The organism is Paraburkholderia sp. J12, assembly GCF_905220215.1.
Lineage (GTDB): Bacteria > Pseudomonadota > Gammaproteobacteria > Burkholderiales > Burkholderiaceae > Paraburkholderia.
This window is the reverse complement of sequence record NZ_CAJMZC010000032.1, coordinates 1-24,271: the sequence shown is the minus strand read 5'-3', so window position 1 is coordinate 24,271 and position 24,271 is coordinate 1. Positions and strand designations below refer to the sequence as shown.

At 64.3% G+C, this 24,271-nt stretch carries 28 protein-coding genes, 1 tRNA gene and 1 riboswitch; of the genes, 17 read left to right on the top strand and 12 right to left on the bottom strand.

The features are described 5' to 3' along the window. Positions 1-103: 103 nt before the first annotated feature. Together U5760_RS31415 and murJ are read right to left on the bottom strand one after the other, a co-directional pair. Positions 104-949, bottom strand: a complete 846-nt coding sequence (locus U5760_RS31415) for a SirB1 family protein (RefSeq protein ID WP_322016199.1) — start codon at positions 947-949, stop codon at positions 104-106. A 5-nt stretch (positions 950-954) separates the two neighbouring features. Continuing rightward, positions 955-2,505, bottom strand: a complete 1,551-nt coding sequence (murJ, locus tag U5760_RS31410; RefSeq protein WP_322016196.1) for a murein biosynthesis integral membrane protein MurJ — start codon at positions 2,503-2,505, stop codon at positions 955-957. A gap of 445 nt (positions 2,506-2,950) precedes the next feature. On the opposite strand from murJ, the gene rpsT reads away from it, so the two are divergent. Continuing rightward, the gene (rpsT, locus tag U5760_RS31405) at positions 2,951-3,223 is read left to right on the top strand and encodes a 30S ribosomal protein S20 (protein WP_322016195.1); all 273 of its coding nucleotides are present in this window, start codon (positions 2,951-2,953) and stop codon (positions 3,221-3,223) included. A gap of 169 nt (positions 3,224-3,392) precedes the next feature. Here the strand turns inward: rpsT and U5760_RS31400 are convergent, their stop codons facing one another. Next, entirely contained in the window at positions 3,393-3,743 is a 351-nt protein-coding gene (locus U5760_RS31400) for a DUF3579 domain-containing protein (RefSeq protein ID WP_322016194.1), read from the bottom strand. A 607-nt stretch (positions 3,744-4,350) separates the two neighbouring features. Here U5760_RS31400 and argF point away from each other — a divergent pair. Both argF and U5760_RS31390 read left to right on the top strand, forming a co-directional pair. Then, positions 4,351-5,280, top strand: a complete 930-nt coding sequence (gene argF / locus U5760_RS31395) for an ornithine carbamoyltransferase (RefSeq protein WP_322016193.1) — start codon at positions 4,351-4,353, stop codon at positions 5,278-5,280. Between the two features lie 130 nt (positions 5,281-5,410). Then, positions 5,411-6,640 carry an argininosuccinate synthase gene (locus U5760_RS31390; RefSeq protein WP_322016192.1) on the top strand — a complete coding sequence of 410 codons (1,230 nt, stop codon included), beginning with the start codon at positions 5,411-5,413 and terminating at the stop codon, positions 6,638-6,640. 110 nt (positions 6,641-6,750) lie between these two features. Here U5760_RS31390 and U5760_RS31385 read toward each other — a convergent pair whose 3' ends face one another. Continuing rightward, entirely contained in the window at positions 6,751-7,554 is an 804-nt protein-coding gene (locus U5760_RS31385; RefSeq protein ID WP_322016191.1) for an IclR family transcriptional regulator, read from the bottom strand. A 105-nt stretch (positions 7,555-7,659) separates the two neighbouring features. On the opposite strand from U5760_RS31385, the gene U5760_RS31380 reads away from it, so the two are divergent. Further along, entirely contained in the window at positions 7,660-8,850 is a 1,191-nt protein-coding gene (locus tag U5760_RS31380; protein WP_322016190.1) for an acyl-CoA dehydrogenase, read from the top strand. Positions 8,851-8,949: 99 nt separating this feature from the next. On the opposite strand, the gene U5760_RS31375 is transcribed toward U5760_RS31380, so the two are convergent. After that, on the bottom strand, positions 8,950-9,588 hold the full coding sequence (locus tag U5760_RS31375; RefSeq protein WP_322016189.1) for a peroxiredoxin: 639 nt from the start codon (positions 9,586-9,588) through the stop codon (positions 8,950-8,952). 368 nt (positions 9,589-9,956) lie between these two features. On the opposite strand from U5760_RS31375, the gene U5760_RS31370 reads away from it, so the two are divergent. The 3 genes from U5760_RS31370 (at position 9,957) to U5760_RS31360 (ending at position 11,359) form a co-directional block, all read left to right on the top strand. Continuing rightward, positions 9,957-10,259 (top strand): YqjD family protein, encoded by a 303-nt coding sequence (locus U5760_RS31370; RefSeq protein ID WP_322016188.1) that lies wholly within the window; start codon positions 9,957-9,959, stop codon positions 10,257-10,259. A 200-nt stretch (positions 10,260-10,459) separates the two neighbouring features. Next, positions 10,460-10,846, top strand: a complete 387-nt coding sequence (locus U5760_RS31365; protein ID WP_322016198.1) for a phage holin family protein — start codon at positions 10,460-10,462, stop codon at positions 10,844-10,846. 33 nt (positions 10,847-10,879) lie between these two features. Then, positions 10,880-11,359: a DUF3318 domain-containing protein gene (locus U5760_RS31360; protein ID WP_322016187.1), complete on the top strand. Its 480-nt coding sequence runs from the start codon at positions 10,880-10,882 to the stop codon at positions 11,357-11,359. A gap of 28 nt (positions 11,360-11,387) precedes the next feature. Here U5760_RS31360 and U5760_RS31355 read toward each other — a convergent pair whose 3' ends face one another. The 7 genes from U5760_RS31355 to glyA form a co-directional block, all read right to left on the bottom strand. Next, entirely contained in the window at positions 11,388-11,816 is a 429-nt protein-coding gene (locus U5760_RS31355) for a type IV pilin protein (RefSeq protein WP_322016186.1), read from the bottom strand. 22 nt (positions 11,817-11,838) lie between these two features. Further along, positions 11,839-12,297 (bottom strand): pilus assembly protein, encoded by a 459-nt coding sequence (locus U5760_RS31350; protein ID WP_322016185.1) that lies wholly within the window; start codon positions 12,295-12,297, stop codon positions 11,839-11,841. An 80-nt stretch (positions 12,298-12,377) separates the two neighbouring features. Continuing rightward, a complete protein-coding gene (locus U5760_RS31345) occupies positions 12,378-13,175 on the bottom strand; it encodes a PilW family protein (RefSeq protein WP_322016184.1) in 798 nt (265 codons plus the stop codon). Continuing rightward, positions 13,172-13,585 (bottom strand): type II secretion system protein, encoded by a 414-nt coding sequence (locus U5760_RS31340; RefSeq protein ID WP_322016183.1) that lies wholly within the window; start codon positions 13,583-13,585, stop codon positions 13,172-13,174. The genes U5760_RS31345 and U5760_RS31340 overlap by 4 nt, the downstream gene beginning before the upstream one ends. After that, positions 13,582-14,118 (bottom strand): GspH/FimT family pseudopilin, encoded by a 537-nt coding sequence (locus U5760_RS31335; RefSeq protein WP_322016182.1) that lies wholly within the window; start codon positions 14,116-14,118, stop codon positions 13,582-13,584. Before U5760_RS31335 ends, U5760_RS31340 begins: the two co-directional genes overlap by 4 nt. 166 nt (positions 14,119-14,284) lie before the next feature. After that, entirely contained in the window at positions 14,285-14,767 is a 483-nt protein-coding gene (gene nrdR / locus U5760_RS31330; protein WP_322016181.1) for a transcriptional regulator NrdR, read from the bottom strand. A gap of 18 nt (positions 14,768-14,785) precedes the next feature. Beyond that, entirely contained in the window at positions 14,786-16,033 is a 1,248-nt protein-coding gene (glyA, locus tag U5760_RS31325; RefSeq protein ID WP_322016180.1) for a serine hydroxymethyltransferase, read from the bottom strand. Positions 16,034-16,193: 160 nt separating this feature from the next. Continuing rightward, positions 16,194-16,319, bottom strand: a riboswitch (ZMP/ZTP riboswitch). 170 nt (positions 16,320-16,489) lie between these two features. On the opposite strand from glyA, the gene ydfG reads away from it, so the two are divergent. The 10 genes from ydfG (at position 16,490) to U5760_RS31275 (ending at position 24,014) form a co-directional block, all read left to right on the top strand. Beyond that, a complete protein-coding gene (gene ydfG / locus U5760_RS31320; RefSeq protein ID WP_322016197.1) occupies positions 16,490-17,236 on the top strand; it encodes a bifunctional NADP-dependent 3-hydroxy acid dehydrogenase/3-hydroxypropionate dehydrogenase YdfG in 747 nt (248 codons plus the stop codon). Between the two features lie 76 nt (positions 17,237-17,312). Beyond that, positions 17,313-17,831: a tol-pal system-associated acyl-CoA thioesterase gene (ybgC, locus tag U5760_RS31315; protein ID WP_322016179.1), complete on the top strand. Its 519-nt coding sequence runs from the start codon at positions 17,313-17,315 to the stop codon at positions 17,829-17,831. A 130-nt stretch (positions 17,832-17,961) separates the two neighbouring features. Then, a complete protein-coding gene (gene tolQ, locus U5760_RS31310) occupies positions 17,962-18,639 on the top strand; it encodes a protein TolQ (RefSeq protein WP_322016178.1) in 678 nt (225 codons plus the stop codon). Positions 18,640-18,657: 18 nt separating this feature from the next. Continuing rightward, entirely contained in the window at positions 18,658-19,104 is a 447-nt protein-coding gene (gene tolR, locus U5760_RS31305) for a protein TolR (RefSeq protein ID WP_322016177.1), read from the top strand. Further along, entirely contained in the window at positions 19,101-20,093 is a 993-nt protein-coding gene (tolA, locus tag U5760_RS31300) for a cell envelope integrity protein TolA (protein WP_322016176.1), read from the top strand. The genes tolR and tolA overlap by 4 nt, the downstream gene beginning before the upstream one ends. 124 nt (positions 20,094-20,217) lie before the next feature. Continuing rightward, complete coding sequence (gene tolB, locus U5760_RS31295) at positions 20,218-21,510, top strand: Tol-Pal system beta propeller repeat protein TolB (protein WP_322016175.1); 1,293 nt, start codon at positions 20,218-20,220, stop codon at positions 21,508-21,510. Positions 21,511-21,528: 18 nt separating this feature from the next. Next, the gene (pal, locus tag U5760_RS31290; protein ID WP_322016174.1) at positions 21,529-22,038 is read left to right on the top strand and encodes a peptidoglycan-associated lipoprotein Pal; all 510 of its coding nucleotides are present in this window, start codon (positions 21,529-21,531) and stop codon (positions 22,036-22,038) included. A 21-nt stretch (positions 22,039-22,059) separates the two neighbouring features. Next, on the top strand, positions 22,060-22,809 hold the full coding sequence (gene ybgF / locus U5760_RS31285; protein WP_322016173.1) for a tol-pal system protein YbgF: 750 nt from the start codon (positions 22,060-22,062) through the stop codon (positions 22,807-22,809). A 175-nt stretch (positions 22,810-22,984) separates the two neighbouring features. Continuing rightward, a tRNA-Lys gene (locus U5760_RS31280) sits at positions 22,985-23,060 on the top strand. Positions 23,061-23,672: 612 nt separating this feature from the next. Then, positions 23,673-24,014, top strand: a complete 342-nt coding sequence (locus U5760_RS31275; protein ID WP_322016172.1) for a hypothetical protein — start codon at positions 23,673-23,675, stop codon at positions 24,012-24,014. The last annotated feature ends 257 nt before the right edge of the window (positions 24,015-24,271 follow it).

Genomic DNA, 24,271 nt, shown 5'->3' with positions numbered 1-24,271 from the left:
CTTGCCCGTCTAGCCTTCTTGAACCGTCCAACTTACGGGGTTCAGTTCATACGTCGCGGGTTTTTTGTGTCCGGGCGGCTGCCGTCGTGCTGGACGCCGACGCTCAGTCCTGCTCGTTGTCGAGCGTGCGCTGGCGCAACTCCTGCAATTGCGACTCGACGACCATGGCATCTTCGGCGTCGGGGCGTTCATCCAGATAATGTTCGAGATCTTCGAGCGCCGGGCGCAGGTAGTCGAGCCGCGCATAAGCGAAGCCGCGGTCGCGCACTTCCTCGATGCTGTACGGCAGCAGGATCACGAGCCGCTGCTGGATGGCGAGCAGGCGTTGCCAGCGTTCCGTCTGCAGATAGATCGACTTCAGGTTGCGCAGCATGCGCGCGACGATCTCGCGGCGCGTGGCCGGTTCGAGCAGCATGCGCAGCGCCCGCGCCACCGAGTCGCCCGCGTTCGCCACGTAGGGCTCGAGCATCTCGACCATGTCGGATTCCGAAAGCGCGCGGCCCGTGGTGGGGTCGAGCATCGCATCGCCTTCGGGCAGCGAAACGCGCAACAGGAAATGGCCGGGGAACGACACCCCCTTCACCGGCAGCCCCAGTTGCCCCGCCATCTCCAGATAGAGCACCGCGAGCGAGATCGGAATGCCGCGACGGCGCCGCAGCACGGCGTTCAGATGGCTGTTGTCGGGGTCGTAGTAGTCGTTGAGATTGGCGGCGAAACCGAACTCGCGAAAGAAGCAGCGGTTCAGGGTCGCAATCTGTTCGCGCAGGTCCGCGCCTTCAGGCACACGCCGGCGCACGCGCAGCGCCAGTTCGTCGATTTCGGCGAGCGTGCCTTGCAGATCGAGATCGGGATACGCATCCTGCGCGATCGCGAGCGCAGCCTCGGTGAGCGGCAGGCTGTCGTCGTCGACGACGAGCGTGCTGAAATAGTCGAGCACCCGCGTATTCATCGTGGTCACTTCGCTCGCCTCTTGAAGTAAGCGTACTTGAAGCCCATCAGCCACAGCATACCGAAATATAGTGCGGCAAACAGGACAAGGCACGCGCCGAGCAGCGCAATGCGCGCGAGCGGCTCGTGGCGCAGGGCGAGCCAGTCGTAGCTGATCGCACACCAGTGCATCGCGCCGGCAAGCACGAGGCATGCCCCGATCAGTTGCACGAAGAACCTCGCCCAGCCCGACGACGGCATGTAGATGCCCCGCCGGCGCAACCCGATGAACAGCAGCAGCGCGTTCATGCAGGCGCCGAGCCCCACCGAGAGCGTCAGGCCCGCGTGCGAGAAGATCGGCACGAAAACGTAGTTGCTGATCTGCGTGGCGACGAGCACGACGACGCCGATCTTCACCGGCGTCTTGATGTCCTGGCGCGCGTAGAAACCGGGCGCGAGAATCTTGATGAGAATGAGGCCGACGAGGCCCACCCCATACGCGGCAAGCGCGCGGCCCGTCATCACCACGGAGTTCGCGTCGAACTTGCCGTAGTCGAAGAGCGTGGCCGTGAGCGGCTCGGCGAAGAAGAACAGCGCGACGGCCGAAGGCGCCGCGAGCAGGAAGGTCACGCGCAGGCCCCAGTCGAGCAGCGCCGAATACTCGTGCGGATCGGCATCGACGTGCGCCTTCGAGAGACTAGGCAGGAGAATCGTGCCGAGCGCCACGCCGAGGAGCGCGGTGGGGAACTCCATGAGGCGGTCGGCGTAGTTGATCCACGAGACCGCGCCTGCGCCGAGCCGCGAGGCGATATTGGTGTTGATGATGAGGCTGATCTGCGCGACCGAGACCGCGAACATGGCGGGCACCATCTTCGCGAGCACGCGCTTCACGCCGCGGTGCGCGAGCGCCTTCACCGGATTCCAGCCGATGCGCGGCATCATGTCGATGCGCTTGAGGCCCGGCAACTGCACGAGGAACTGCAGCACGCCGCCCACGATCACGGCCCACGCGAGCGCGTAGACCGGCTGCTTCATGTGCGGCGCGAACGCCACGGCCGCGACGATGAACGACACGTTGAGCAGCACCGGCGCGAACGCGGGCAGCGAGAACTGCTTGTACGTGTTCAGCACGCCGGACGCGAGCGACGTCAGCGAAATGAACACGATGTAGGGAAACATGATGCGCGTCATCGTGACGGCGAGCGGATACGCCTGGCCATCGCCCTTCAGGCCCGAGGCAACCACCGTCACCACGAACGACGCCCCGAAGATGCCGAGCAGCGAGAGGATCGCGAGCACCCACGCGAGCACGGTCGAAGTTGCATCGACGAGATCGCGCGTGGCGTCGTGGCCCTGCTGGTTCTTGAACTCGGCGAGGATCGGCACGAAGGCCTGCGAGAACGCGCCCTCCGCCGAAATCCGGCGCAGCAGGTTGGGAATGCGGAACGCGACGTAGAAGGCGTCGGTGAACTGGCTCGCGCCGAATGCGCGCGCAATCAGCGTTTCGCGGGCCAGTCCGGTCACGCGCGACAGCAGCGTGAAGCCGCTGACCGTCAGCAGGGCTCGGAATAGATTCATGGGGCGCTTATTATACGGGTGCCGCGCGACGCCCCGACGCTCGATGCTGGCCAAAAGCCCGCATGATATCGAATCGATCAAACCCTTTTTGAATCGGCTCGGGCCGGCGTGAACCGGCTCCCCACGCGCGCAGCGATTGCCACGTCGATGATTCTGTTGCTATAATTAGCGGTTCCGGGTCTCGAAAAGGCTCGGACGCGTCTTGGAAAGGAAGCGGAAAGCGGTGGCACTGCGCGGTAGCACTGCAGTGTGCCCGGTTCCGTTTTGGCACAAAAGGCGCGGCCGGCAGCGCTTGGCGAATACGCCAATACCGTTCGGCAATACCGTTTTGCGCTTTCGGGCATTCGTTCCCGGAAGTTCAAATCCAGGCAAGGAGCGTGACCCGGCCCGGTTGCCATTCAATGGCAGGCGGCAGGTTCAGGCTCCGGAAACATAAGGAATCGTCATGGCAAACTCCGCACAAGCACGTAAGCGCGCCCGTCAGGCCGTCAAAGCAAACTCGCACAACTCGGCGCTGCGCTCGAAGTTCCGCACCGCTATCAAGGCTGTCCGCAAGGCGATCGACGCCGGCGACAAGGCTGCAGCCGCTGAAATCTTCAAGAACTCGGCAAAGACGCTCGACATCATCGCCGACAAGAAGATCGTTCACAAGAACAAGGCTTCTCGCCAGAAGAGCCGCCTGTCGGCTGCCATCAAGGCAATGGGCGCCGCGCAGTAAATTCCGGCCGGCCCGCTCACGCGGGCTATCCGCAGTTTCTGCTGCCCCACAAAAAACCCGCTTCGGCGGGTTTTTTATTTGCGCTTTTCGTTTGCGTCCCGCGCCCGGAAAAAGACACAAAAAAACCCGCCGCGGGCGGGTCGATTCGTAGCTGGCGCAGCATGAAGACTCAGCTCCCGCCGCCGCCCTGCTGCGTGGCGTGATCGTGCGGCAGCTCGCAGGCCTCGGTCACGAGGAGGTCGTTGTCCTTGGCGAAGTTCATCACGAAGTTGAAGGCCATGGGTTCGATGTCTTTCAGACGCGAATCCAGGATCACGCATTTGAGGTCGCCGATCATCGTCGGCCGGACATAGAGCGAGTACCGCAGATAGGCATTGGGCCCCCGAGCATTCGCCGAGGCCTTCGGGCCGAAGCTCGACATCACGCCCGCGAGGCGCTCGGACCAGTCGCTGGGACGAAACTTCTTCCCGTTCGAGGTGATGCCTTGGATGAAGAATTCGGTTGGGGCTTCGTCGGCCATGTACGGTACCTGTGTGACTGCACGCTGCGCCGCAGCACGCTACATGACAGCGGCACGAAACAGCGGCACGAAGCGGCGTCACACTCGCGCCACCCAGGCGTTGCCTGCGGGCCGGAGGTTGCCGGCGTGCCCGCCTCGCAACCGCGGTCGTGCAACTGCGCGCGCGAATACAGTCCGTTGGACAGGGAGCGGTCGTCCGCACACCCGGACGGGCGCCACGCCGCATCGAGATCGTCGAATTTGCAGCGCGCAGCCGGCCGGCGTACAGGCTCGCTTCCGCGAGCCGCTCCGACGTCCCACGGGTTCATCCATGGTTCTTTTCGGGGCCGCCGGACTCGCTGTCGTGCCTGAAAGAAAACTCCGCGATTATAACGTACCGGGGGTCGTTCCGCACCGCACACAAGACCCCCGAGCGCCCGTCGCTGCCGCCCGAAGCGCCCTTCCCACGGCCGCTTGCCCGCCCACCCCGCCCCCGCGCCCGACTTTTAGTGCGACTCGTCAAATCCCACAAAATCCTTTATGCTGCATTGACTTACCACCAACCCGCAGCGGCGTCGCCGGCCCCATCCTGCAGTTTCGAGGCCGGATCCGGCGCCGTTTTTGTTTCATGACCTCCCGGACCCTACGCCATTACCTGCAGTTCAAGGATTTCTCTCTTGACGACTACGAATATGTGCTCGAGCGTGCCCGCATCCTCAAGCGCAAATTCAAGAACTACGAGACGTATCATCCGCTGCACGACCGCACGCTCGCGATGATCTTCGAGAAGAACTCCACGCGCACGCGACTCTCCTTCGAAGCCGGCATCTTCCAGTTGGGCGGCCACGCGGTGTTCATGAACACGCGCGACACGCAGCTCGGCCGCGGCGAGCCGATCGAGGATTCGGCGCAGGTCATTTCGCGGATGGTGGACATCATCATGATCCGCACGTTCGGCCAGGACATCATCCAGCGGTTTGCCGAAAGCTCGCGCGTGCCGGTCATCAACGGTCTCACGAACGAATACCACCCCTGCCAGGTGCTCGCCGACATCTTCACGTTCTACGAGCATCGCGGCCCGATCCGCGGCAAGACGGTCGCCTGGGTCGGCGACGCGAACAACATGCTCTACACGTGGATCGAGGCGGCGCAGATTCTCGACTTCAAGCTGCGCATCTCGACGCCGCCGGGCTACCCGCTCGACCCGTCGCTGGTGGCCGAAGACAGCAAGCCGTTCATCGAGGTGCTCGACGATCCGAACGCCGCCTGCGACGGCGCCGACCTCGTCACCACCGACGTCTGGACGAGCATGGGCTTCGAGGCCGAGAACGAAGCGCGCAAGAAAGCCTTCGCCGACTGGTGCGTCGACGCGGAAATGATGGCGCGCGCGAACCCTGACGCGCTCTTCATGCACTGCCTGCCCGCCCACCGCGGCGAGGAAGTGAGCGCGGAAGTGATCGACGGTCCGCAGAGCGTGGTCTGGGACGAGGCGGAAAACCGCCTGCACGTCCAGAAAGCGCTGATGGAATTCCTGCTGCTCGGGCGCCTGAACCACTGAGCGCGACACCCACGGCTAGCCGGGCTGTCGCGGTAAAAGCGCGGCCCGCTGCCCGTTTGGTGTCAAAATATCGTTTTCCCGCGCGTTCGGGGCGCCGGCGCGCACAGATCTCACCCGTTACGGATTCACCATGAGCGATATCAAGAAAGTCGTGCTCGCCTACTCCGGCGGCCTCGATACCTCCGTCATCCTGAAGTGGCTGCAGGACAACTACGACGCCGAAGTCGTGACCTTCACCGCCGACATCGGCCAGGGCGAAGAACTCGAGCCGGCGCGCAAGAAGGCCCTGCAACTCGGCATCAAGGAAGAGAACATCTTCATCGACGACCTGCGCGAAGAGTTCGTCCGTGACTTCGTGTTCCCGATGTTCCGCGCCAACGCGCTGTACGAAGGCGAGTATCTGCTCGGCACCTCGATCGCGCGTCCGCTGATCGCCAAGCGCCAGATCGAAATCGCCCGCGCGACCGGCGCGCAAGCCGTCTCGCACGGCGCGACCGGCAAGGGCAACGACCAGGTGCGCTTCGAGCTGGGCTACTACGCGCTCGAACCGGGCATCAAGGTGATCGCCCCGTGGCGCGAGTGGGATCTGCTCTCGCGCGAGAAGCTGCTCGCCTACGCGGAAAACGCCGGCATCCCCATCGACATGAAGCACCGCCAGGGCGGCGCACCCTACTCGATGGACGCGAACCTGCTGCACATCTCGTTCGAAGGCCGTCACCTCGAAGACCCGAAGGCGGAAGCCGAGGAAGACATGTGGCGCTGGACGGTCTCGCCGGAACAGGCGCCGGACACGCCCGAGTACATCGATATCGAGTACGAGCACGGCGACCCGGTGGCGATCAACGGCAAGCGCGTGAGCCCGGCCGAAGCGCTGACCGAGCTGAACCGCCTCGGCAGCAAGCACGGCATCGGCCGTCTGGATCTGGTCGAGAACCGCTATGTGGGCATGAAGTCGCGCGGCTGCTATGAAACGCCGGGCGGCACGATCATGCTGAAGGCCCACCGCGGCATCGAATCGATCACGCTCGACCGCGAAGTCGCGCACCTGAAGGACGACCTGCTCGCCCGCTACGCCGCGCTGATTTACAACGGCTACTGGTGGAGCCCGGAGCGCCGTGCGATCCAGGTGCTGATCGACCACACGCAGCAGAACGTGAACGGCTGGGTGCGCGTGAAGCTCTACAAGGGCAGCGTCTCGGTGGTGTCGCGCGACTCGAAGGACACGCTGTTCGACAAGACCATCGCGACCTTCGACGACGACGGCGGCGCCTACAACCAGGCCGACGCCGGCGGCTTCATCAAGCTCAACGCGCTGCGTATGCGCATCGCCGAAAACGCACGCCGCCAGCGCGGCAAGTAAGCGGCAAATAAGCGGTACGCCAGCGGCAGTTTCAGCGCCGCACGCAAAAATGCCGGGACAATGTCCCGGCATTTTTTTGCCCGCGGCTCAAGCCATCGCGCCTCGCAAGCTCAGCCCGTCTCCCCGAGCCGCCGCGCAAGCGACTTGAGCAGCGGCGCGACCCGCTCGCGAAACACGTCCGGCCCCATCGACGAAGCCGGACCGCTGCAGCTCAGCACGAGCCAGCGGCGCTCCCGCGGCTCGCGAAACGGCACCGCCACGGCGTTCACATCGTCGTGCCAGTCGCGAAACGAGTAGCAGCACCCTTCCCGCGCGAACACCTCGATCTCGCGCTGCGTGGCCTGCACCTGCGCCGGGCCCTCTGCCCCCGCCGCCTTTTCCAGTTCCGCCATCAGCGCTGCGCGTATCTCGAGCGGCTGCACGGCCAGATACGCGCGCCCCATCGAGCTCGTCAGCATGGACAGACGCGACCCCGAGGCAAGCCCGAGCGTGAGCGCCGTCTCGCTGCGTATCGTCTCCAGATAGATCATGTCGAGGCCGTCCCGGCAGCCGAGCGACACCGCCGCCCCCACCTCGCGCGCGAACGCCCTCAGGTGCGGCCGGGCGAGCTCGAGAATGTCGGTGCCCGAGAGCATCGTGAAGCCGAGCGAGAGCACGCCGGCATCGAGCGCGTACTTGCCGAGCGCTTCGTCGAAGCGTAAGTAGCCGAGCACGGTGAGCGTGTACGCGAGCCGGTTCACGGTCGCCTTGGGCAGACCGGTGCGCTCGACGAAATCGCGGTTGCCGAGCAGCGTTTCGCCGGGGCGGAAGGCGCGCAGCAGTTCGAGACCGCGTGCGAGCGCGACGACGAACTTGCGCTCGTCGATGTCGCCGCCCGGCAAGGCGGCGGATAAGGGCAATCCAGATGCGGACATAGGCGTTTTCGGTGATACACTGGAGTCAATCTGCAAAACATTGTTCCGCATGGCGGAACTTCAGTCAAGCACAGATTACCCTTATCAGGAAGAAGGAGAGACACCATGGCCGAACACGCCCAGTTCCATTGGGAAGATCCGCTGCTGCTGGACCAGCAGCTCACCGAAGAAGAACGCATGGTGCGCGATGCCGCCGCCGCGTACGCGCAGGACAAGCTTGCCCCGCGCGTGCTGGAAGCGTTCCGCCACGAGAAAACCGATGCTGCGATCTTCCGCGAGATGGGCGAAGTGGGCCTGCTCGGTCCGACCATTCCCGAACAATACGGCGGCCCCGGCCTGAACTACGTGAGCTACGGCCTGATCGCGCGCGAAGTGGAACGCGTCGATTCGGGCTATCGCTCGATGATGTCGGTGCAGTCCTCGCTCGTCATGGTGCCGATCTACGAGTTCGGCTCCGAAGAACAAAAGCAGAAGTACCTGCCGAAGCTCGCGAGCGGCGAATGGATCGGCTGCTTCGGCCTCACCGAGCCGAACCACGGCTCGGATCCGGGCAGCATGGTCACGCGCGCGAAGAAGGTGAACGGCGGCTACTCGCTCTCGGGCGCGAAGATGTGGATCACGAATTCGCCGATCGCCGACGTGTTCGTCGTGTGGGCGAAGCTTGAAGAAAACGGCCGCGACGACATTCGCGGCTTCATTCTGGAGAAGGGCTGGAAGGGCCTCTCGGCGCCGGCGATCCACGGCAAGGTGGGCCTGCGCGCCTCGATCACCGGCGAAATCGTGCTGGACGAAGTGTTCGTGCCGGAAGAGAACATCATGCCGGGCGTGAAGGGCCTGCGCGGTCCGTTCACCTGCCTGAACTCGGCGCGCTACGGCATCGCCTGGGGCGCGCTCGGCGCCGCCGAAGCCTGCTGGCACACCGCGCGCCAGTACGTGCTCGACCGCAAGCAGTTCGGCCGCCCCCTCGCGGCGAACCAGTTGGTCCAGAAGAAGCTCGCCGACATGCAGACCGAAATCACGCTCGGCCTGCAAGGCTGCCTGCGCCTTGGCCGCATGAAGGACGAAGGCACGGCGGCCGTGGAGATCACCTCGATCATGAAGCGCAACTCGTGCGGCAAGTCGCTCGACATCGCCCGCCTCGCGCGCGACATGCTGGGCGGCAACGGCATCTCCGACGAGTTCGGCGTGGCGCGCCACCTCGTGAACCTCGAAGTGGTCAACACCTACGAAGGCACGCACGACATCCACGCGCTGATCCTCGGCCGCGCGCAGACGGGCATTCAGGCGTTCTTCTGAGCGGCTCGCGCGAAGCGAAGCCTGGACATGAAAAAAGCGCCGCACGACACCGTGCGGCGCTTTTTGTTTGCAACGCTTCGAGCGGACTCGAGCGGCCGCTTACTTGTTCGGCTGCGGCGTAAGACGCAGATACGGGCGAAGCGCCTTGTAGCCCTTCGGAAACTTCTGCTTGATCACCTCTTCGTCCTTCAGCGACGGCACGATCACCACATCGTCGCCGTGCTTCCAGTTGCCGGGCGTCGCGACCTGATAGTTGTCGGTGAGCTGGAGCGAATCGATCACGCGCAGCACTTCGTCGAAGTTGCGGCCCGTACTCGCCGGATAGGTGATGATGAGGCGCACCTTCTTCTTCGGATCGATCACGAAGAGCGAACGCACCGTGAACGTCTCGTTCGCGTTTGGATGAATCATGTCGTAGAGCGTCGAAACCTTGCGGTCGCCGTCCGCGAGAATCGGAAACCCGACGTTCGCAGCCTGCGTCTCGTTGATGTCCTTGATCCATTCCTTGTGCGATTCGGCGCTGTCCACCGAAAGCGCGATCGTCTTCACGTTGCGCTTTTCGAACTCGTCCTTCAGCTTGGCCGTGAGACCCAGCTCCGTCGTGCAGACCGGCGTGAAGTCGGCGGGGTGCGAAAAGAGCACGCCCCAGCTGTCGCCGAGCCATTCGTGAAACTGGATGCGGCCGACACTCGATTCCTGCTCGAAGTCGGGGGCGATATCGCCAAGACGTAGACTCATGGTGGAGTTTCCTGATGGGTGAGAGTGGAATGAAGGGGAAGGCCGCCCGCCAGCGGGCCGGCTCTCGAACCGTAGCACCTCGAACGCTCAAGCATACGGGACCCGCGCTGGGCCACGAACGAACATCGCCTCACACCGTTATGAGTTTTGGTAATTTTGGACCGGATCGCGGAAACTTTTCGGGACAGATCGACTCCATTATCGATTGTGCGTCGCGACATGCGGAGACGGGCGCCCTGGTTCGACGCCCGGGCCCGCGCACGGGAACAGGATGTGCGTCGCCCAGAACCTGGGCGACGCGTCGCGTTCGCCAGCGCCCGTTTCTTTGTTACGATTCACGCGTGGCGTGACACGAAGGGAGCCAGTCAATGTCAGAAGTCAACAAGGAGAGGCTGATGTCGGATATCAAAACCGTCCTCGCGGATGCAGAGGACCTGCTCAAGCAAGCAGCGAGCGCCACGGGCGAGCGCGCTTCCGAGCTGCGCGAAACGGCCCTCTCGCGCCTGAAGCAGGCGAAGGAGAAAGCGGCCGACGTTCAGGTTGTGGTGATCGAGAAAGGCAAGAGGGCGGCTCGCGCCACCGACGACTACGTCCACGAACATCCGTGGCAGTCGATCGGCATTGCGGCGGGTGTCGGCGTCCTGATCGGCCTCCTGATCAACCGCAAGTAAAGCACAACCGCAAGTAAAGCACCCGCGCTTACCGGCCAGCCGGGACAGTCCGGCCGCCCGGCGCGGCGCCCCCGGCGGCTGCAGCCGCATGTGTGTGCGGGGGTGCCGTTGCATGGGCGCCCGCCTGTGCTGGTTTGTGTCCGGCGTGCCGCGCCGTCTTGCCCTTCCTCGCGCATCCGCATGCGCAATCCGCTCTCGCCATGACGACAGACACCCAATCGCCAAGCCACGAACACGGACCGCTGCGCCGTCTGCTCGGCTCCGCTTTCGCGATCCTGCAGACCCGGCTGGAGCTGATCGGCATCGAGCTCGCCGAGGAGAAGGAACGCCTGCTGGCCGTCCTGTTCCTCGGTCTCGCGGCAATGATGCTCGCCACCATGGCCTTGATCGCGCTCACCGCGCTGATCGCCATCGCCTTCTGGGACACGTGGCGCTGGCAGGCACTGGCCGGCATCACCATTGTGTATGCGCTCGCTGCTCTCGTCTGTGCGCTGAAGGCGCGCAGCGGGTTGCGCAACGCCCCGCTCGTTTTCCACGCCACGCTGGAAGAGTTCGAAAAGGACCGCGAAATCCTTCGCAAGCACTAAGCCACGGAACTGCCTCCCCACCCAGCCGACGCCATGAACAAACCGAGACAGGACACCGCTTTCCGCCCTAGCCGCCCGCGTCCTCACGACCTCTCCACGCCGCAGTTGCGCGCGTTGCGCAAGGAACTGCTGATCGTGCGGGCGAGCGTCGAGCGCGCCGAGCTGACCGAAACGATCGTCGAGTTGCGCGAGACGGTCACGCATTTCAGCTGGCTGAAGTTTCTCGTACCGGGCTTTGGCCGGGCGCGCAGTGTCGCTGCGGCGGGTGCGGGAGTCGGCAGCCTGCTCAAGCAATATCCCCTGCTGAGTTCGATCGCCTCGCTGATCGTCGCCAAACCCCTGCGCAGCAGCCTCGCCTCCGCCGCACGGCCGCTCATCAAATGGGGGGGCCTTGCGTTCACCGCGTGGGAGGCCTACCGCGTGTGGCAGCAGATCCGGCGCCCCGATGTCCGCAAGGCGGCCAGCAAGACACGCGCCGGCTCGCCGGACGATACGGCTGACGCAGGCTACTAAAACCCATCCCTTTTCCTTTCCACGTTTTTCAGCGTCCCCGCCAGCAGTTCTCCGTTAGCGCCGCCGATGCCTCGGCGGCGACTGGCCGATTGCCGCGCGCGCCGGTCGCGTCGAGCGTAAAGGTCCCGCAGGCGTCCTCGCGCATCGGGCCGGTGGACTCTGGAATTGCCTCGATTGCGTAACCGCCGTTCGATTCGTCCGCAGCCACGAGACGCAGACGATAGACCGGTGGCCCCGTTGCGGGCGCCTGATCCATGCCCGTGGGCAACGCCGCCGGAACCGACGTCTGCGTATCGACGAATTGCGCCGCACGATACAGCGCCGTGACGGCTTCGACACGGTGGCTGCGAGCCACCTGCGCATGCCAGGACGGCATCGCGAACGCCGCGATGATCGCCATTGCAGCGAGCGCTATCGCCAGCTCCAGCAGGGTAAATGCGCGATGTCCGGTTTTCATTACCCCTCTCCATGCGTCCTCATCAGAAAGGCCTCGCGGCGATACGGCGCCAGTGCCGTTCGACATGCGTCTCGTCGAAGACCAGATGAACCTGCAGCCAGCGTTGCGTCCCCTCCGAAGCCCCAAAGCCGCGCGCCGTGACGACGAACGCGCGCGCGGCGGGTCTGCTATCCAGTCGCCAGGATTCGATGAGGCATTGCGGCGGGCTCGCCGATCCCGGCCACTGGCCAATGGCCGCAACGGCGCGCGTGTCGAAGGTCGCCCGCTGGCGCCAACCATCTGGCTCGCCGGCGCGATCCGGGACGGCCGGCGCCAGCATGGCGCCGTTGACCAGCGCGCGGGTACAGAGCATGAGTGCAGCATCGGCGGCGTGAAACGCCAGCAGGTCGTCGGCAATGAGGCGTGCGTTGCGCGCTTCGAGCAACGCGGCTTCGAACCATGCCGACGACGTGACCAGCATCATCGACGCGATGATCAGCACGACCGGCAATGCAATGCCTCGAATTCGCGGGCGTTGAAGTGGCCGCGTCAGTGGCCTCGTCTGTGGACTCATCCGTGGCTTCATATCGCAGCCTCCTGTGCGTTGCGTAGCGCTATGTGCCGCCAAAAGATCTGACGTGCCCGGCCGTCGGTTGCCGATACGGCCGCGCCGTCGCAATCGACATAGCTCACCCGGCGCGCAAGCACAGCCCCGCGCACCTGGACGCAGAGATCGACGGCGACTACCGCAGTCCACTGATCGCGCGCCAGCAACGACGCATCCACCGGTTGGCTCGCACCAGCGAGCCAGTAGCGCAGGCGTAGTTTCTCGACACCCTCCACGAGCGGCTGCGCAGTGCCCACCTTGCCCGAGCCTTCGCAGTACAGTTCCGGCTCGCCGGTCGAACCGCTGGTCTTGGCGTGATAGCGATTCACCACGACTACCCCGGCTGCCCCTACCGCCTGCCCGAGACAGTCGGTCACCTGCCCGTTCGATGAAGGCCAGGTTGAAACGCTGTCGCCGATATAGCGAATCGCAATGCCGTCGGAGCGGCCCGACAACGCCTCGCATGTGAGGCTGTCGTCTGCTCCAGTCGGCCGTCCGCCGGCGCAACCGAAGACAGCGCTCGCGGCCAGGCCTTGCGCCGAATCGGCGGGTACGAAACCTGCCATCTGGATCTGCTCGCCAACCAGCATCAACGCATTCATGCCAGCCTCGTGAACGCGCGCGTTATCGGATGCAAGGACGAATGCCTGGCGCTGCGAACGATAAGCGGCGATCGCGCCGGCTGTTACCGCGAGTCCGAGCGCGACGGCAATCGTCAGTTCCAGCAGCGTGTGTCCGCTGCAGCCGGTCGCATGAAATCGGCGGCGCGTCATTTCGCAAACGCCAGCGAAAAGCAGGCTCGCCCTCTGGTGGCGGACACGCCCTGGCACGAACCCGCATCGCTGCCATCCGATTGCGCGGAATCGGACACCGCTTCGTTTTGCGTAGCGGCCCACGTAATGGTCGCGATGGTCGTTTCGCCGCCCGCGCTCGAAAGCACGAGAGCCCCCTGCGGCACGACGGTCGGCACTCGCCCCTTCCATTGGTCCACGGCGCCGGGCGAAGGCACAAGCGAAGCCTCAGCAATCGCATCCACCGCAAACGCCGCGCGCTCACGCTCGCTCGCTGCCCGCGCCTGCCGCGACAGTGCGATTTGGGTAGCCAGTTGGCCCAGCACACAGATCGCCATGACGGCCATTGCCAGCACGACCTCCAGCAGCGTTGCGCCGCGGCCGCGCCTCACGCCGCCGCTCCGCATGCGCCATCGCTGATCCGCGCGCGGCCCGCCGCGGCAATGCGGATGCAGCGGCGCCAGGCGTTCCCGCGCATGGCCGCGCTCGCTACGCGTGGCGCGAAATCGAAGCTGCGCAACGCGCCGATAGCCTGGCCCGCGGGCGGCGAGAAAGTCATGGCGGACAAGGTGGACGCAATGGCCACATCGTCGAGTGCGGGTTGCGCGCGCAACAGGCGCTGCATGCCCGGGTCTTCGGCCACCACGGCCCAGCCGCACGACCAGTCGGCTGAGCCGGAGGGACAGGATTCGCCGGAACCGAGACAGTGGCGAGCCGCACCGATCCGGCAGACGACGATACGAACCTTGCGCCGGATCGCCTCGTTGCGCGCATAGGCGAGCGTGCCGAGCAACGCATTCGCCCGTGCATCCACCTGGTCGCGCACACGCCAGGCAATGAACACCGGCGTCGTAGCGGTCGCACACATCGCCAGCAGGACCACGACAACGACGGTTTCGATCAGCGTGAAGCCACGGTTTTTCATCTGCAATCCTTAATTGATAGGCATTGCAGTGAATCTAGCGCCGTCGCGTGAGCGGAACAATTGGCCGAACGGCCAGGTGTTGCACGCCAGCGCAGTTCGCGAGAATCAGCGCATCACGAACAGCAGCGGCAAAACACGAGGAGGGAAGTAGAAAATGCGGATGAAATCAGCGCTTGCGCGGCGGTGTGCCAGCATTGCCGGAGCGGCGGAACTCTTCGAGCACGTCCTCGAACTCGGATACGTCTTCGAAGCGCCGGTAGACGGAGGCGAAACGCACGAACGCGACCTTGTCGAGCTCGCGCAACTCGGACATCACGAGCTCGCCAAGGCGCTCGCTGCGCACTTCGCGCTCGCCGCTGCCGAGCAGTTGATATTCGATGCGGGCGACCGCCTCGTCGATCGCGTCAGCCGAAACCGGGCGCTTGCGCAGCGCCAGTTGCATGCTGGCTGCGATCTTGCGGCGGTCGAATTCCGTGCGGCTGCCATCCTTTTTGACGATCGCCGGCATCGCCAGCTCGACCCGCTCATACGTCGTGAAACGCTTGTCGCAGGCCGGGCAGCGGCGGCGGCGCCGGATCGCGGCGCCGTCCTCGGACACGCGGGAATCCACCACGTGCGTGTCTTCGTGCCGGCAGAAGGGGCAGCGCATGAAGGATCGGCCGCCGGTTCAGCGATAAACCGGGAAACGCTTCGTCAGCTCGGCGACCTGGGCGCGCACGCGCTCGATCGTCGCTGCGTCTTCCGGATTGTCGAGCACGTCGGCAATCAGGTTGCCCACCTGCTCGGCTTCCTTCACGCCGAAGCCGCGCGTCGTCATGGCCGGCGAGCCGAGGCGAACGCCGCTCGTGACAAAGGGCTTTTCCGGATCGTTCGGGATGGCGTTCTTGTTGACCGTGATGTGCGCGGCACCCAGCGCGGCTTCAGCCGCCTTGCCGGTGATGTTCTTCGCGCGCAGGTCCACGAGCATCACGTGGCTTTCCGTGCGGCCCGAGACGATGCGCAGACCGCGCTTGACCAGCGTTTCGGCCAGCACGCGTGCGTTCTCGACCACTTGCTGCTGGTAGGTCTTGAATTCCGGCGCGAGCGCTTCCTTGAACGCGACAGCCTTGCCAGCGATCACGTGCATGAGCGGACCGCCCTGGATGCCCGGGAAGATGGCCGAATTGATCGGCTTCTCGAATTCAGCCTTCATCAAGATCACGCCGCCGCGCGGGCCGCGCAGGCTCTTGTGCGTGGTCGTGGTGACGAAATCGGCGTGCGGCACCGGGTTCGGATAGACACCCGCGGCCACGAGGCCGGCGTAGTGCGCCATGTCGACCATGAAGTAGGCGCCCACGCTCCTCGCGATCTTCGCAAGACGCTCGAAGTCGATGCGCAGTGCGAACGCCGAAGCGCCGGCCACGATCAGCTTCGGCTTGTGTTCCTGGGCGAGCTTTTCCGCCGCTTCGTAGTCGATGTCTTCGGCTTCGTTCAGGCCATAGCTCACCACGTTGAACCACTTGCCCGACATGTTGACGGGCGAGCCGTGCGTGAGGTGGCCGCCGTGCGCGAGGCTCATGCCCATGATCGTGTCGCCCGGCTTGAGCATGGCGAAGAACACGCCCTGGTTCGCCTGCGAACCCGAGTTCGGCTGGACATTCGCGGCTTCGGCGCCGAACAGCGCCTTCACGCGGTCGATCGCGAGCTGCTCGACGACATCCACGTATTCGCAGCCACCGTAATAGCGCTTACCGGGATAGCCTTCGGCGTATTTGTTGGTGAGCTGCGAACCCTGCGCGGCCATCACGGCCGGGCTCGTGTAGTTTTCGGAGGCGATCAGCTCGATATGCTCTTCCTGCCGGCGGTTCTCGAGTTCGATTGCCTTGAAGAGTTCGGGATCGACTTTGGCGATGGTGCTTTCGGCTCTGTCAAACATACGGATTCCGTTGAGTGTGTTCAGGTTGACCGGGTCGCGCGCGAAACACGTAGCAGGTACGCGGCGCTGCTGGCAGGAGGGCCAGCCTTGACGTGGCGCAAGGAGGTGCCGCACACGCGAGGCAGGACAGCCCGCAGAGCGCTGTTACGAGCGCGCAAATCTCGGCTGCCCAGGCGAACGGCAAAACGGCACCCTGCGCTTCACGGTGGGTTGTTCCACCTTGAGCCCCCGGTCCGGCCGCACTTTCTGCCGTTCAGGGACCCTATCGCCAGTCACGCAGGGATTGAGCGCGTTAGTGTATTGGATGCGCCAGGAATAGGCAACCGGCGGCCGCAAGGCCCGTGCGGCCGGGCTTCGGCCGTTCCGTCCCCTGGCCTTTGGCCGGTTTCTTGCCGCGTTGCCGCAATGGAAGTAGGCTTGACCCTTTCTTCGCTTTCCACCGACCAGGGAGCAACCATGATCGTCTTCGTTACCGGAGCCTCAGCCGGCTTCGGCTCCGCCATCGCCCGCGCCTTCGTGAAGGGCGGCCACCGTGTCGTCGCAACCGCCCGCCGCAAGGACCGTCTGGACGCCCTCGCCGAGGAGCTGGGCGACGCCCTGCTGCCGGTCGAGCTGGACGTGCGCGACCGCGCCGCCGTGGAAGCCGCACCGGCCGCCCTGCCGGCCGAATTCTCAGCCGTCGACGTGCTCGTCAATAACGCCGGTCTCGCGCTCGGCGTGGAGCCGGCCCAGAAAGCCGATCTCGACGAGTGGGAAACCATGATCGACACCAACTGCACCGGCCTCGTGCAGGTGACCCGCGCCTTCCTGCCGGGCATGGTCGAGCGCAACCGCGGCCACATCTTCAACCTGGGCTCGGTGGCCGGCCGCTGGCCCTACCCGGGCGGCAACGTGTACGGCGCCACCAAGGCCTTCGTGCGCCAGTTCAGCCTGAACCTGCGCGCCGACCTTGCCGGCACCGCGCTGCGTGTGACCGACATCGAGCCGGGCCTGTGCGGCGGCACCGAATTCTCGAACGTGCGCTACCGCGGCGACGACGCCAAGGCCGCCAACGTCTACAAGGACGTGGAGCCGCTCACGGCCGAGGACATCGCCGATTCGATCTACTGGATCGCCACCCGCCCCGCGCATGTGAACATCAACACGATCGAGCTGATGCCGGTCGCCCAGTCGTTCGCCGGCCTCACCATCCGTCGCGGCTGAAATCGCTGTTGAAGCTTTCAGCCGGCTCGGGTACGTCAGGCGAACGAAAGTCAGTACGCCAGCGCGTTCCGGTAGAATGCGCGGCATGGAAAGAACCACCAGCCAGACGGGCGAGGCCCCGCGCCCGCCCGAGCCGGGCTTCACGTGGCCCATTCGCGTGTATTACGAGGACACCGACGCCGGCGGCATCGTGTTCTACGCGAATTACCTGAAGTTCTTCGAACGCGCGCGGACCGAATGGCTGCGCGCGTGCGGCGTCGATCAGCGCCGTCTCGCCGAGGAAACCGGCGCGCTCTTCGTGGTGCGCCGCACGGCGCTCGACTACCGGGCGCCCGCGCGCCTCGACGATGTCGTCACGATCGTCAGCAAGATCGAGAAACTCGGCCGCGCGTCGGTCGATTTCCTGCAGGAAGCGTGGCGTGGCGAAACGCTCCTCGCCACGGGCAGCATTCGCGTTGCCTGTGTCGAGGGCGCCACGATGCGCCCTGCCGCCATGCCGGACCACGTGCACGCTGCATTGCGCCGTGGGCCGGGCAAAGACGCAAAGGCCGTGTCAACGGCCACGCAGTCATTTCCGTTGATACAACGCCAGTGAACTCGCGCCGGTCAATCCAGGACCAAGCAGGGTTCGGCCGCGCTGGCGCCGGGGATTTCCGTTTGCCTTCGGGAACCCTCGCAACGCCTTGCAGCCGCTCGCCCCTTTGGGGACGTTACAACGAACCTCTATGAACACGACACAAGATCTTTCGATCATTTCCCTCGTTCTTAATGCGAGCCTGCTGGCACAGGCAGTCATGGGACTGCTCCTGTTGCTCTCCCTGATCTCCTGGACCTTCATCTTCCGCAAGTGGTTCGCGATCCGCCGCGCCCGCGCGCAGACCGAACGCTTCGAGCGCGACTTCTGGTCGGGCGGCGACCTGCAGGCGCTGTATCAAAGCGCCGCGAACAATCGTCATACCATCGGCGCGCTCGAACGCATCTTCGAATCGGGCATGCGCGAATTCCTGAAGGCCAAGGAAAAGCGCCTGAACGATCCGGGCGCCGTGCTCGACGGGGCGCGCCGCGCGATGCGCGCGGCGTTCCAGCGCGAGATGGACGCGCTCGAGGCGAACCTCTCGTTCCTCGCGTCGGTGGGTTCGGTGAGCCCGTATATCGGTCTCTTCGGCACGGTCTGGGGGATCATGAATGCATTCCGCGGTCTCGCGAACGTGCAGCAGGCCACGCTCGCGAACGTCGCGCCCGGCATTGCCGAAGCGCTAACGGCAACCGCGATCGGCCTGTTCGCCGCCATTCCGGCGGTGGTCGCGTACAACAGCTACGCGCACGACATCGACCGCCTCGCGATCCGCTTCGAAACCTTCATCGAAGAGTTCTCGAACATCCTGCAGCGTCAGGCCCACTAAGCTTCAAAGGAGTCGAAGATGGCTGGCTCAGTTCGTTCGAGCATGCGCGGCAGCCGGTCGCGCCGCGCGATGGCCGACATCAACGTCGTGCCGTACATCGACGTGATGCTGGTGCTGCTCGTGATCTTCATGGTCACGGCGCCGCTCGTCGCGCCTTCGATCGTCAATCTGCCCACCGTGGGCGGTGCGTCGCAACAGCAGCAAACGCCGCCCGTCGTGGTCAATATTCGCCCGGATGGCAATCTGAGCGTACGCTACAAGGATGATGCCGGCGCCACCCAGCAGGAAGACATGACGCGTGCCGATCTCAACAGCTTCGTCGCCGACCGCGAGCAGAGCCATCCCGACCAGCCGGTCGTGATCGCCGCCGACAAGTCCGTCAAGTACGAGACGGTCATGAACGTGATGTCCGATCTGAAGGCGCATGGCGTCAAACGTGTCGGACTGCTCGTCAAATCGCAATGACCCGCAAGAATTCCAGCTATCCGCTTCAGCCGCCGCGCGAGCGCGGCACGCTGCGTGCTGTGCTGCTCGCGCTGCTGATGCACGTGCTGCTCGGATTCTTCCTGTACCACGGCATCCACTGGCAAAACAGCACGCCGGCGGGCGCCGAAGCCGAACTGTGGACCGACGTGCCCGATCTCTCGACGCCGCGTCCGGCGCCGCCGCCCGCTCCCGTGGCGCCGGCCCCGCCGCAGCCGACGGAAGATGCCGACATTGCGCTGCAGCAGCAAAAGCGCAAGCAGGAAGAAGCCGCACGCGAAGCCCAGCTCGCCCAGCAGCGCCTGTTGCAACAGCAGCAACAGGAAGCCGAAGCGAGGCGCCAGCAACAGCTTGCCGCCCAGCAGGCCGCCCAACTCGCGGCCCAGCAGAAGGCAGCGAAGCTCAAGCAGCAACAGGAGCAGCAGGCCGCGGCCGACAAGCTCAAGCAACAGCAACTCGAAGCGCAGAAGAAGCAGCAACAGCTGGAGGACCAGCAAAAGCAGGCACAGCTGGACGCGCAGAAGAAGGCTGACGCCGACAAGGCCGCGAAGGCCAAGGCACAGGCCGAAGCGCAGTCGAAAAAGCTCGACGCCGAGCGCCGCGCGCGCATTGCCCAGATGCAGGGCAACATGGGCGGCGGCGACAGCTCGAGCGGCAACGGCCTTGCGAAAAGCGGCAACGGCAGCGGCTCGGGAGGCACGGCGGCGTCGCCGGGCTATGCGGACAAGGTAAAGCGCCGCGTGCGGCCTAACATCGTCTGGGCGGGCGCGACAGAGGGCCTTGAAACAGTGGTGTCGGTGCGTTGCGCACCGGACGGCGCCCTGCTTTCGTCGTCGGTCACGCGCAGCAGCGGCAACGCGCAGTGGGACGATGCCGCCTTGCGCGCCGTCCAGCGCTCGGATCCGATGCCGCTCGACACGAACGGTAAGGCTCCGTCAAGCTTTACAATTACATTACGCCCAGCTGATTGAGGGCGCCCCAGGGGCACGGGAACTCAGGCGTGCAGCAGCAGCGCCGCGGAACGATTCAAGCGTTTGCGGGTCTGTCTGCTGTTGCACGATGTTACAAAATTGCTTTTTCGGGAAACATCACAGCATGAGTCTGATGACGAAGCTTGGTCTGCGTACCCTCGTCGCGTCTTGCCTGATCGCGGCCGGCGGTGCGGCGCACGCGCAACTTAACGTCCTCGTGACCGGGGTGGGCTCGACCCAGTTTCCGATCGCGACGGCCAATTTCGCCAACGAGGCGAATTCGCCGGAGCAGGTCAGCGCCATCATCCGTGCGGATCTGGCGCGCAGCGGCAAGTTCACCAACATCGACGCGGGCAGCGCGCCCGTTTCGGAAACCGATTCGGTCGATCTGGGCGCCTGGAAAGCCAAGGGTGCCAACGCGTTCGTCGGCGGCAGCGTGAACCGGCTCGCGAATGGCCAGTACGAGGTGCGCTTCAAGCTCTACGACACGGTCAAAGGCCAAAGCCTTGGCGGCCTCGTGCTCGTGAGCCCGGCGAGCGGCCTGCGCATGAGCGCGCACAAGGTTGCCGACTACATCTACAAGACGCTGCTCGGCGATCGCGGCGTGTTCGCGACGCGCCTGTCCTACGTCATCAAGACGGGCAACCGCTATCAGCTCCAGATTTCGGACTCCGACGGCCAGGATGCGCATATCGCGCTGTCGAGCCCCGAACCGATCATCTCGCCGGCCTGGTCGCCGGACGGGACCAAGGTCGCCTACGTTTCTTTCGAAAAGAAGAAGCCGATCGTCTACGTGCACGACCTGCCTACCGGCCGCCGCGTGATCGTCTCCGACCAGAAGGGCAACAACTCGGCGCCCGCCTGGTCGCCGGACGGCCGCACGCTCGCGGTCGCACTGTCGCGCACGGGCAACACGCAGATCTTCGCCGTCAATGCCGACGGCAGCGGTCTGCGCCGCCTCTCGCAGGGCACGACGATCGACACCGAACCCACCTACTCTCCTGACGGCCAGTGGATTTACTTCACGAGCGATCGTGGCGGCCAGCCGCAGATCTACAAGATGCCGGCCCAGGGCGAAAATGCCGGGGCCGCGCAGCGCGTGACGTTCACCGGCAACTACAACACCAGCCCTCGCGTAAGCCCGGACGGCAAGGAACTCGCGTACATCTCACGGACAGGCGGCGGATTTAAGCTGTACATTCAGGATCTGCAATCCGGCGTCGCTACGGCGCTGACCGACACGACACATGACGAATCGCCCAGCTTCGCGGCGAACGGTCAGTACATTCTTTACGCCACTCAGGTGAACGGCCGTGGCGTGCTGGCTGCAGTATCGACCGACGGTCGGACGCGGCAAATCCTGTCCGTTCAGGGCGGCATCGTACGCGAGCCGTCCTGGGGCCCTTTCATGCAATAACACTTCAGGAGAGTAAAAATGATGTCCAAAAAAATCCGCCTGGCTCTGGCCGTCTTGATGATCGGCGCGCTGGCCGCGTGCAAGTCTGGTGTGAAGGAAGAGAATCCGAACGCCAGCGGCGCGATGAACACGCAACCGAACCCGAACGCGGTTGCCCAGGTGAACGTGGATGAGCTGAACGATCCGAACAGCCCGCTCGCCAAGCGCAGCGTGTACTTCGACTTCGACAGCTACGCCGTCAAGGACGATTATCAGTCGCTGCTGCAGGCTCACGCCCAGTACCTGAAGACGCATCCGGAACGTCACGTCCTGATCCAGGGCAACACCGACGAGCGCGGCACGAGCGAATACAACCTGGCACTGGGCCAGAAGCGTGCTGAAGCTGTCCGCCGTGCCCTGTCGCTGATGGGCGTGCCGGATTCGCAAATGGAAGCCGTCAGCCTCGGTAAGGAAAAGCCGGTTGCGCTCGGCCACGACGAAGCATCGTGGGCGCAGAACCGCCGTGCTGACCTCGTGTATCAACAGTAATCGACGTATTTGAAGGGGCGTATGTCGCACCGTTTCTCCCCGCTGCGGGCAGCCGCAGCAGCCTGCCTCGCCGGCATCGCGCTCGTCTCGATGCCGGCCCATGCAGGCCTCTTCGATGACGATCAGGCGCGTCAGGCGATTCTCGACCTGCGGGCAAAGACGGACAGCCTGAGCACCCAGCTGTCCGCCGCGCAACGCACGATCCTCGACCAGTCCAACAAGATCGACCAGCTGAACCAGCAGGTCGCGACCTTGCGCGGGCAGAACGAGGACATGGCGAATCAGCTGGCCACCCTGCAGAAGCAACAGAAGGACTACTACACGGATCTGGATACGCGTCTGAAGAAGTTCGAGCCGCAACAGCAGACCGTGGATGGCGTGCAAGGCACCGTGCAGCCGGGTGAGACGGACGCGTTCAACGCCGCTTCGCAGCAGTTCCGCGACGGCGACTTCAAGGGCGCAGCCGCATCGTTCCGCAGCTTCATCGCGAAGTTCCCGCAGAGTCCTTATCAGCCGACCGCGCAGTACTGGCTCGGCAACGCGCTGTATGCGCTAAAGGACTACAAGGGTTCCACCGCGACGTGGCAAAACGTGGTCAAGAACTACCCGCAGCATCCGCGGGCGCCTGACGCGTTGCTCGCCATCGCGAACAATCAGATCGAGCAGGGGCAGAAGGCTGCGGCCAAACGCACCCTCGAGCAGATCGTTTCGCAGTACGGCAGTTCGGATGTAGCCCAGACGGCGCAGAGCAAGTTGTCACAGCTCAAGTAAGCGTCGCGGGACTAAGTAGTCGTCGTGCATGCGGTTGCATCACGCAAAGCGCGCCTCTCGCGTGTGAAAGGAAGGCCCGGGATACGGCGTATCCCGGGCCTTTGTTTTATCCTTTGCCGCCAGAACCTTAGGGTTGACGCCGATTGTGATATACGGCTATAATCCCGCTTCTTTTGGGTCGTTAGCTCAGTTGGTAGAGCAGCGGACTTTTAATCCGTTGGTCACAGGTTCGAATCCCGTACGGCCTACCAAAGAATTCAAGGGCTTAGCTTCGGCTAAGCCCTTTTTCTTTGCTTCGCAAACCCGCAGGTCAAGCCCCATCAACTGGCGCTCCACCGCAGCGATTCACCCACTCAGAGTAAGGTGCTGCTCGCCTTACGATGGCGGAGATCGTCCAGCAATTCATGCCCGTCCCGCGGCAAATAATAGGCAACAATCTTCAAGTCCCGATTGATTGATGTGCATCCCCTGGATAAAACCCTTCTCCAGAAGGATCACGTAATGCATATAGACCTCCGGTTCCTCAAACCCCTCGAACACATCAAACCTTCGGGTCGAATGCTCATCGTTGAAAAACCGTGAGTCGGCTTCGACATGCTCCAAGACAGTAGCAAAACCCGCGCTCACTCGGCAGACGAACCATTATTTTGTCGGCTCGACGCGATCCCCTTGCGCTCCCGGACATAGTGCCCGGTCATCACCACCGAAGAGTGTCCGAGCTGCTTCTGTGCAGCTCGGATGTCCCCAGCAGCCTCGGCCTTGGTGTTACGGCAATGCTCGTAGCGCACGGATTAGTGCATCGGAATTCGCGCGCCGCGCCGGTTGTGACGTGAAGCAGGTTCGCCCGCTTGTGCGGGGTGCTCGTGCGCGACGGCGACGACCTGATCGACACGGCGCAGATGGACTCGGCGTGGCGCAAGGCGAACCGGCGCACGCTGATGAAGGCCGCTCCACGACCCGCGCGGACCGATGCAGCGAACGCGACGATGCGCGACGGTAGAACACCCGTAGAGTCAGAAAACGCGGCAGGACAGGATATTGACGCGTTGCCGGGAATGCTGCCACTGGCCGAAACGCTTGTGCTGAAGGAACACGACTCGACCTTGCTGCACAAGTTCGAATACGAACGATCGGAAGGTAGTCTGATCGAGCTTGCGCTGGCCGAAGAGGTTGTGTTCGATCTGTGCCCGCACACGGCGCGATAGCTGGCTGCGTTGGCCTTCCACAGTCGCACCCGTTCATTGCACCATGATTTTCGTCAATCTTTGTTAATTGCGTGCGCAACGAAATTGCGCCGCGGGAGAACTGTCTGGAGAATGGCCCGGAGGATGTTCGATTCATTGCATGCCCCGGAGACAAAGCCAGACCCATGCCCCCATCCGCGCCCACCCATCCACCGGCTTCTCCGCAGCCTGCCCCGCCGAAGCTCAAACCGCTGCCGTTTGCCTTTCCGTTTCTTCGT

Excerpts from the sequence above, each read along its gene's own strand:
- rpsT (WP_322016195.1), top strand. The coding sequence starts at position 2,951 with ATGGCAAACTCCGCACAAGCACGTAAGCGCGCCCGTCAGGCCGTCAAA.
- murJ (WP_322016196.1), bottom strand. The coding sequence starts at position 2,505 with ATGAATCTATTCCGAGCCCTGCTGACGGTCAGCGGCTTCACGCTGCTG.
- U5760_RS31380 (WP_322016190.1), top strand. The coding sequence starts at position 7,660 with ATGGCCGAACACGCCCAGTTCCATTGGGAAGATCCGCTGCTGCTGGAC.
- ybgC (WP_322016179.1), top strand. The coding sequence starts at position 17,313 with ATGCGCGGCATGGAAAGAACCACCAGCCAGACGGGCGAGGCCCCGCGC.
- U5760_RS31400 (WP_322016194.1), bottom strand. The coding sequence starts at position 3,743 with ATGGCCGACGAAGCCCCAACCGAATTCTTCATCCAAGGCATCACCTCG.
- pal (WP_322016174.1), top strand. The coding sequence starts at position 21,529 with ATGATGTCCAAAAAAATCCGCCTGGCTCTGGCCGTCTTGATGATCGGC.
- U5760_RS31355 (WP_322016186.1), bottom strand. The coding sequence starts at position 11,816 with ATGAAAACCGGACATCGCGCATTTACCCTGCTGGAGCTGGCGATAGCG.
- U5760_RS31365 (WP_322016198.1), top strand. The coding sequence starts at position 10,460 with ATGACGACAGACACCCAATCGCCAAGCCACGAACACGGACCGCTGCGC.
- U5760_RS31370 (WP_322016188.1), top strand. The coding sequence starts at position 9,957 with ATGTCAGAAGTCAACAAGGAGAGGCTGATGTCGGATATCAAAACCGTC.
- U5760_RS31335 (WP_322016182.1), bottom strand. The coding sequence starts at position 14,118 with ATGAAAAACCGTGGCTTCACGCTGATCGAAACCGTCGTTGTCGTGGTC.
- tolR (WP_322016177.1), top strand. The coding sequence starts at position 18,658 with ATGGCTGGCTCAGTTCGTTCGAGCATGCGCGGCAGCCGGTCGCGCCGC.
- tolB (WP_322016175.1), top strand. The coding sequence starts at position 20,218 with ATGAGTCTGATGACGAAGCTTGGTCTGCGTACCCTCGTCGCGTCTTGC.
- glyA (WP_322016180.1), bottom strand. The coding sequence starts at position 16,033 with ATGTTTGACAGAGCCGAAAGCACCATCGCCAAAGTCGATCCCGAACTC.
- tolQ (WP_322016178.1), top strand. The coding sequence starts at position 17,962 with ATGAACACGACACAAGATCTTTCGATCATTTCCCTCGTTCTTAATGCG.
- tolA (WP_322016176.1), top strand. The coding sequence starts at position 19,101 with ATGACCCGCAAGAATTCCAGCTATCCGCTTCAGCCGCCGCGCGAGCGC.
- U5760_RS31385 (WP_322016191.1), bottom strand. The coding sequence starts at position 7,554 with ATGTCCGCATCTGGATTGCCCTTATCCGCCGCCTTGCCGGGCGGCGAC.
- U5760_RS31415 (WP_322016199.1), bottom strand. The coding sequence starts at position 949 with ATGAATACGCGGGTGCTCGACTATTTCAGCACGCTCGTCGTCGACGAC.
- ybgF (WP_322016173.1), top strand. The coding sequence starts at position 22,060 with ATGTCGCACCGTTTCTCCCCGCTGCGGGCAGCCGCAGCAGCCTGCCTC.
- U5760_RS31345 (WP_322016184.1), bottom strand. The coding sequence starts at position 13,175 with ATGACGCGCCGCCGATTTCATGCGACCGGCTGCAGCGGACACACGCTG.
- ydfG (WP_322016197.1), top strand. The coding sequence starts at position 16,490 with ATGATCGTCTTCGTTACCGGAGCCTCAGCCGGCTTCGGCTCCGCCATC.
- nrdR (WP_322016181.1), bottom strand. The coding sequence starts at position 14,767 with ATGCGCTGCCCCTTCTGCCGGCACGAAGACACGCACGTGGTGGATTCC.
- argF (WP_322016193.1), top strand. The coding sequence starts at position 4,351 with ATGACCTCCCGGACCCTACGCCATTACCTGCAGTTCAAGGATTTCTCT.
- U5760_RS31375 (WP_322016189.1), bottom strand. The coding sequence starts at position 9,588 with ATGAGTCTACGTCTTGGCGATATCGCCCCCGACTTCGAGCAGGAATCG.
- U5760_RS31390 (WP_322016192.1), top strand. The coding sequence starts at position 5,411 with ATGAGCGATATCAAGAAAGTCGTGCTCGCCTACTCCGGCGGCCTCGAT.
- U5760_RS31360 (WP_322016187.1), top strand. The coding sequence starts at position 10,880 with ATGAACAAACCGAGACAGGACACCGCTTTCCGCCCTAGCCGCCCGCGT.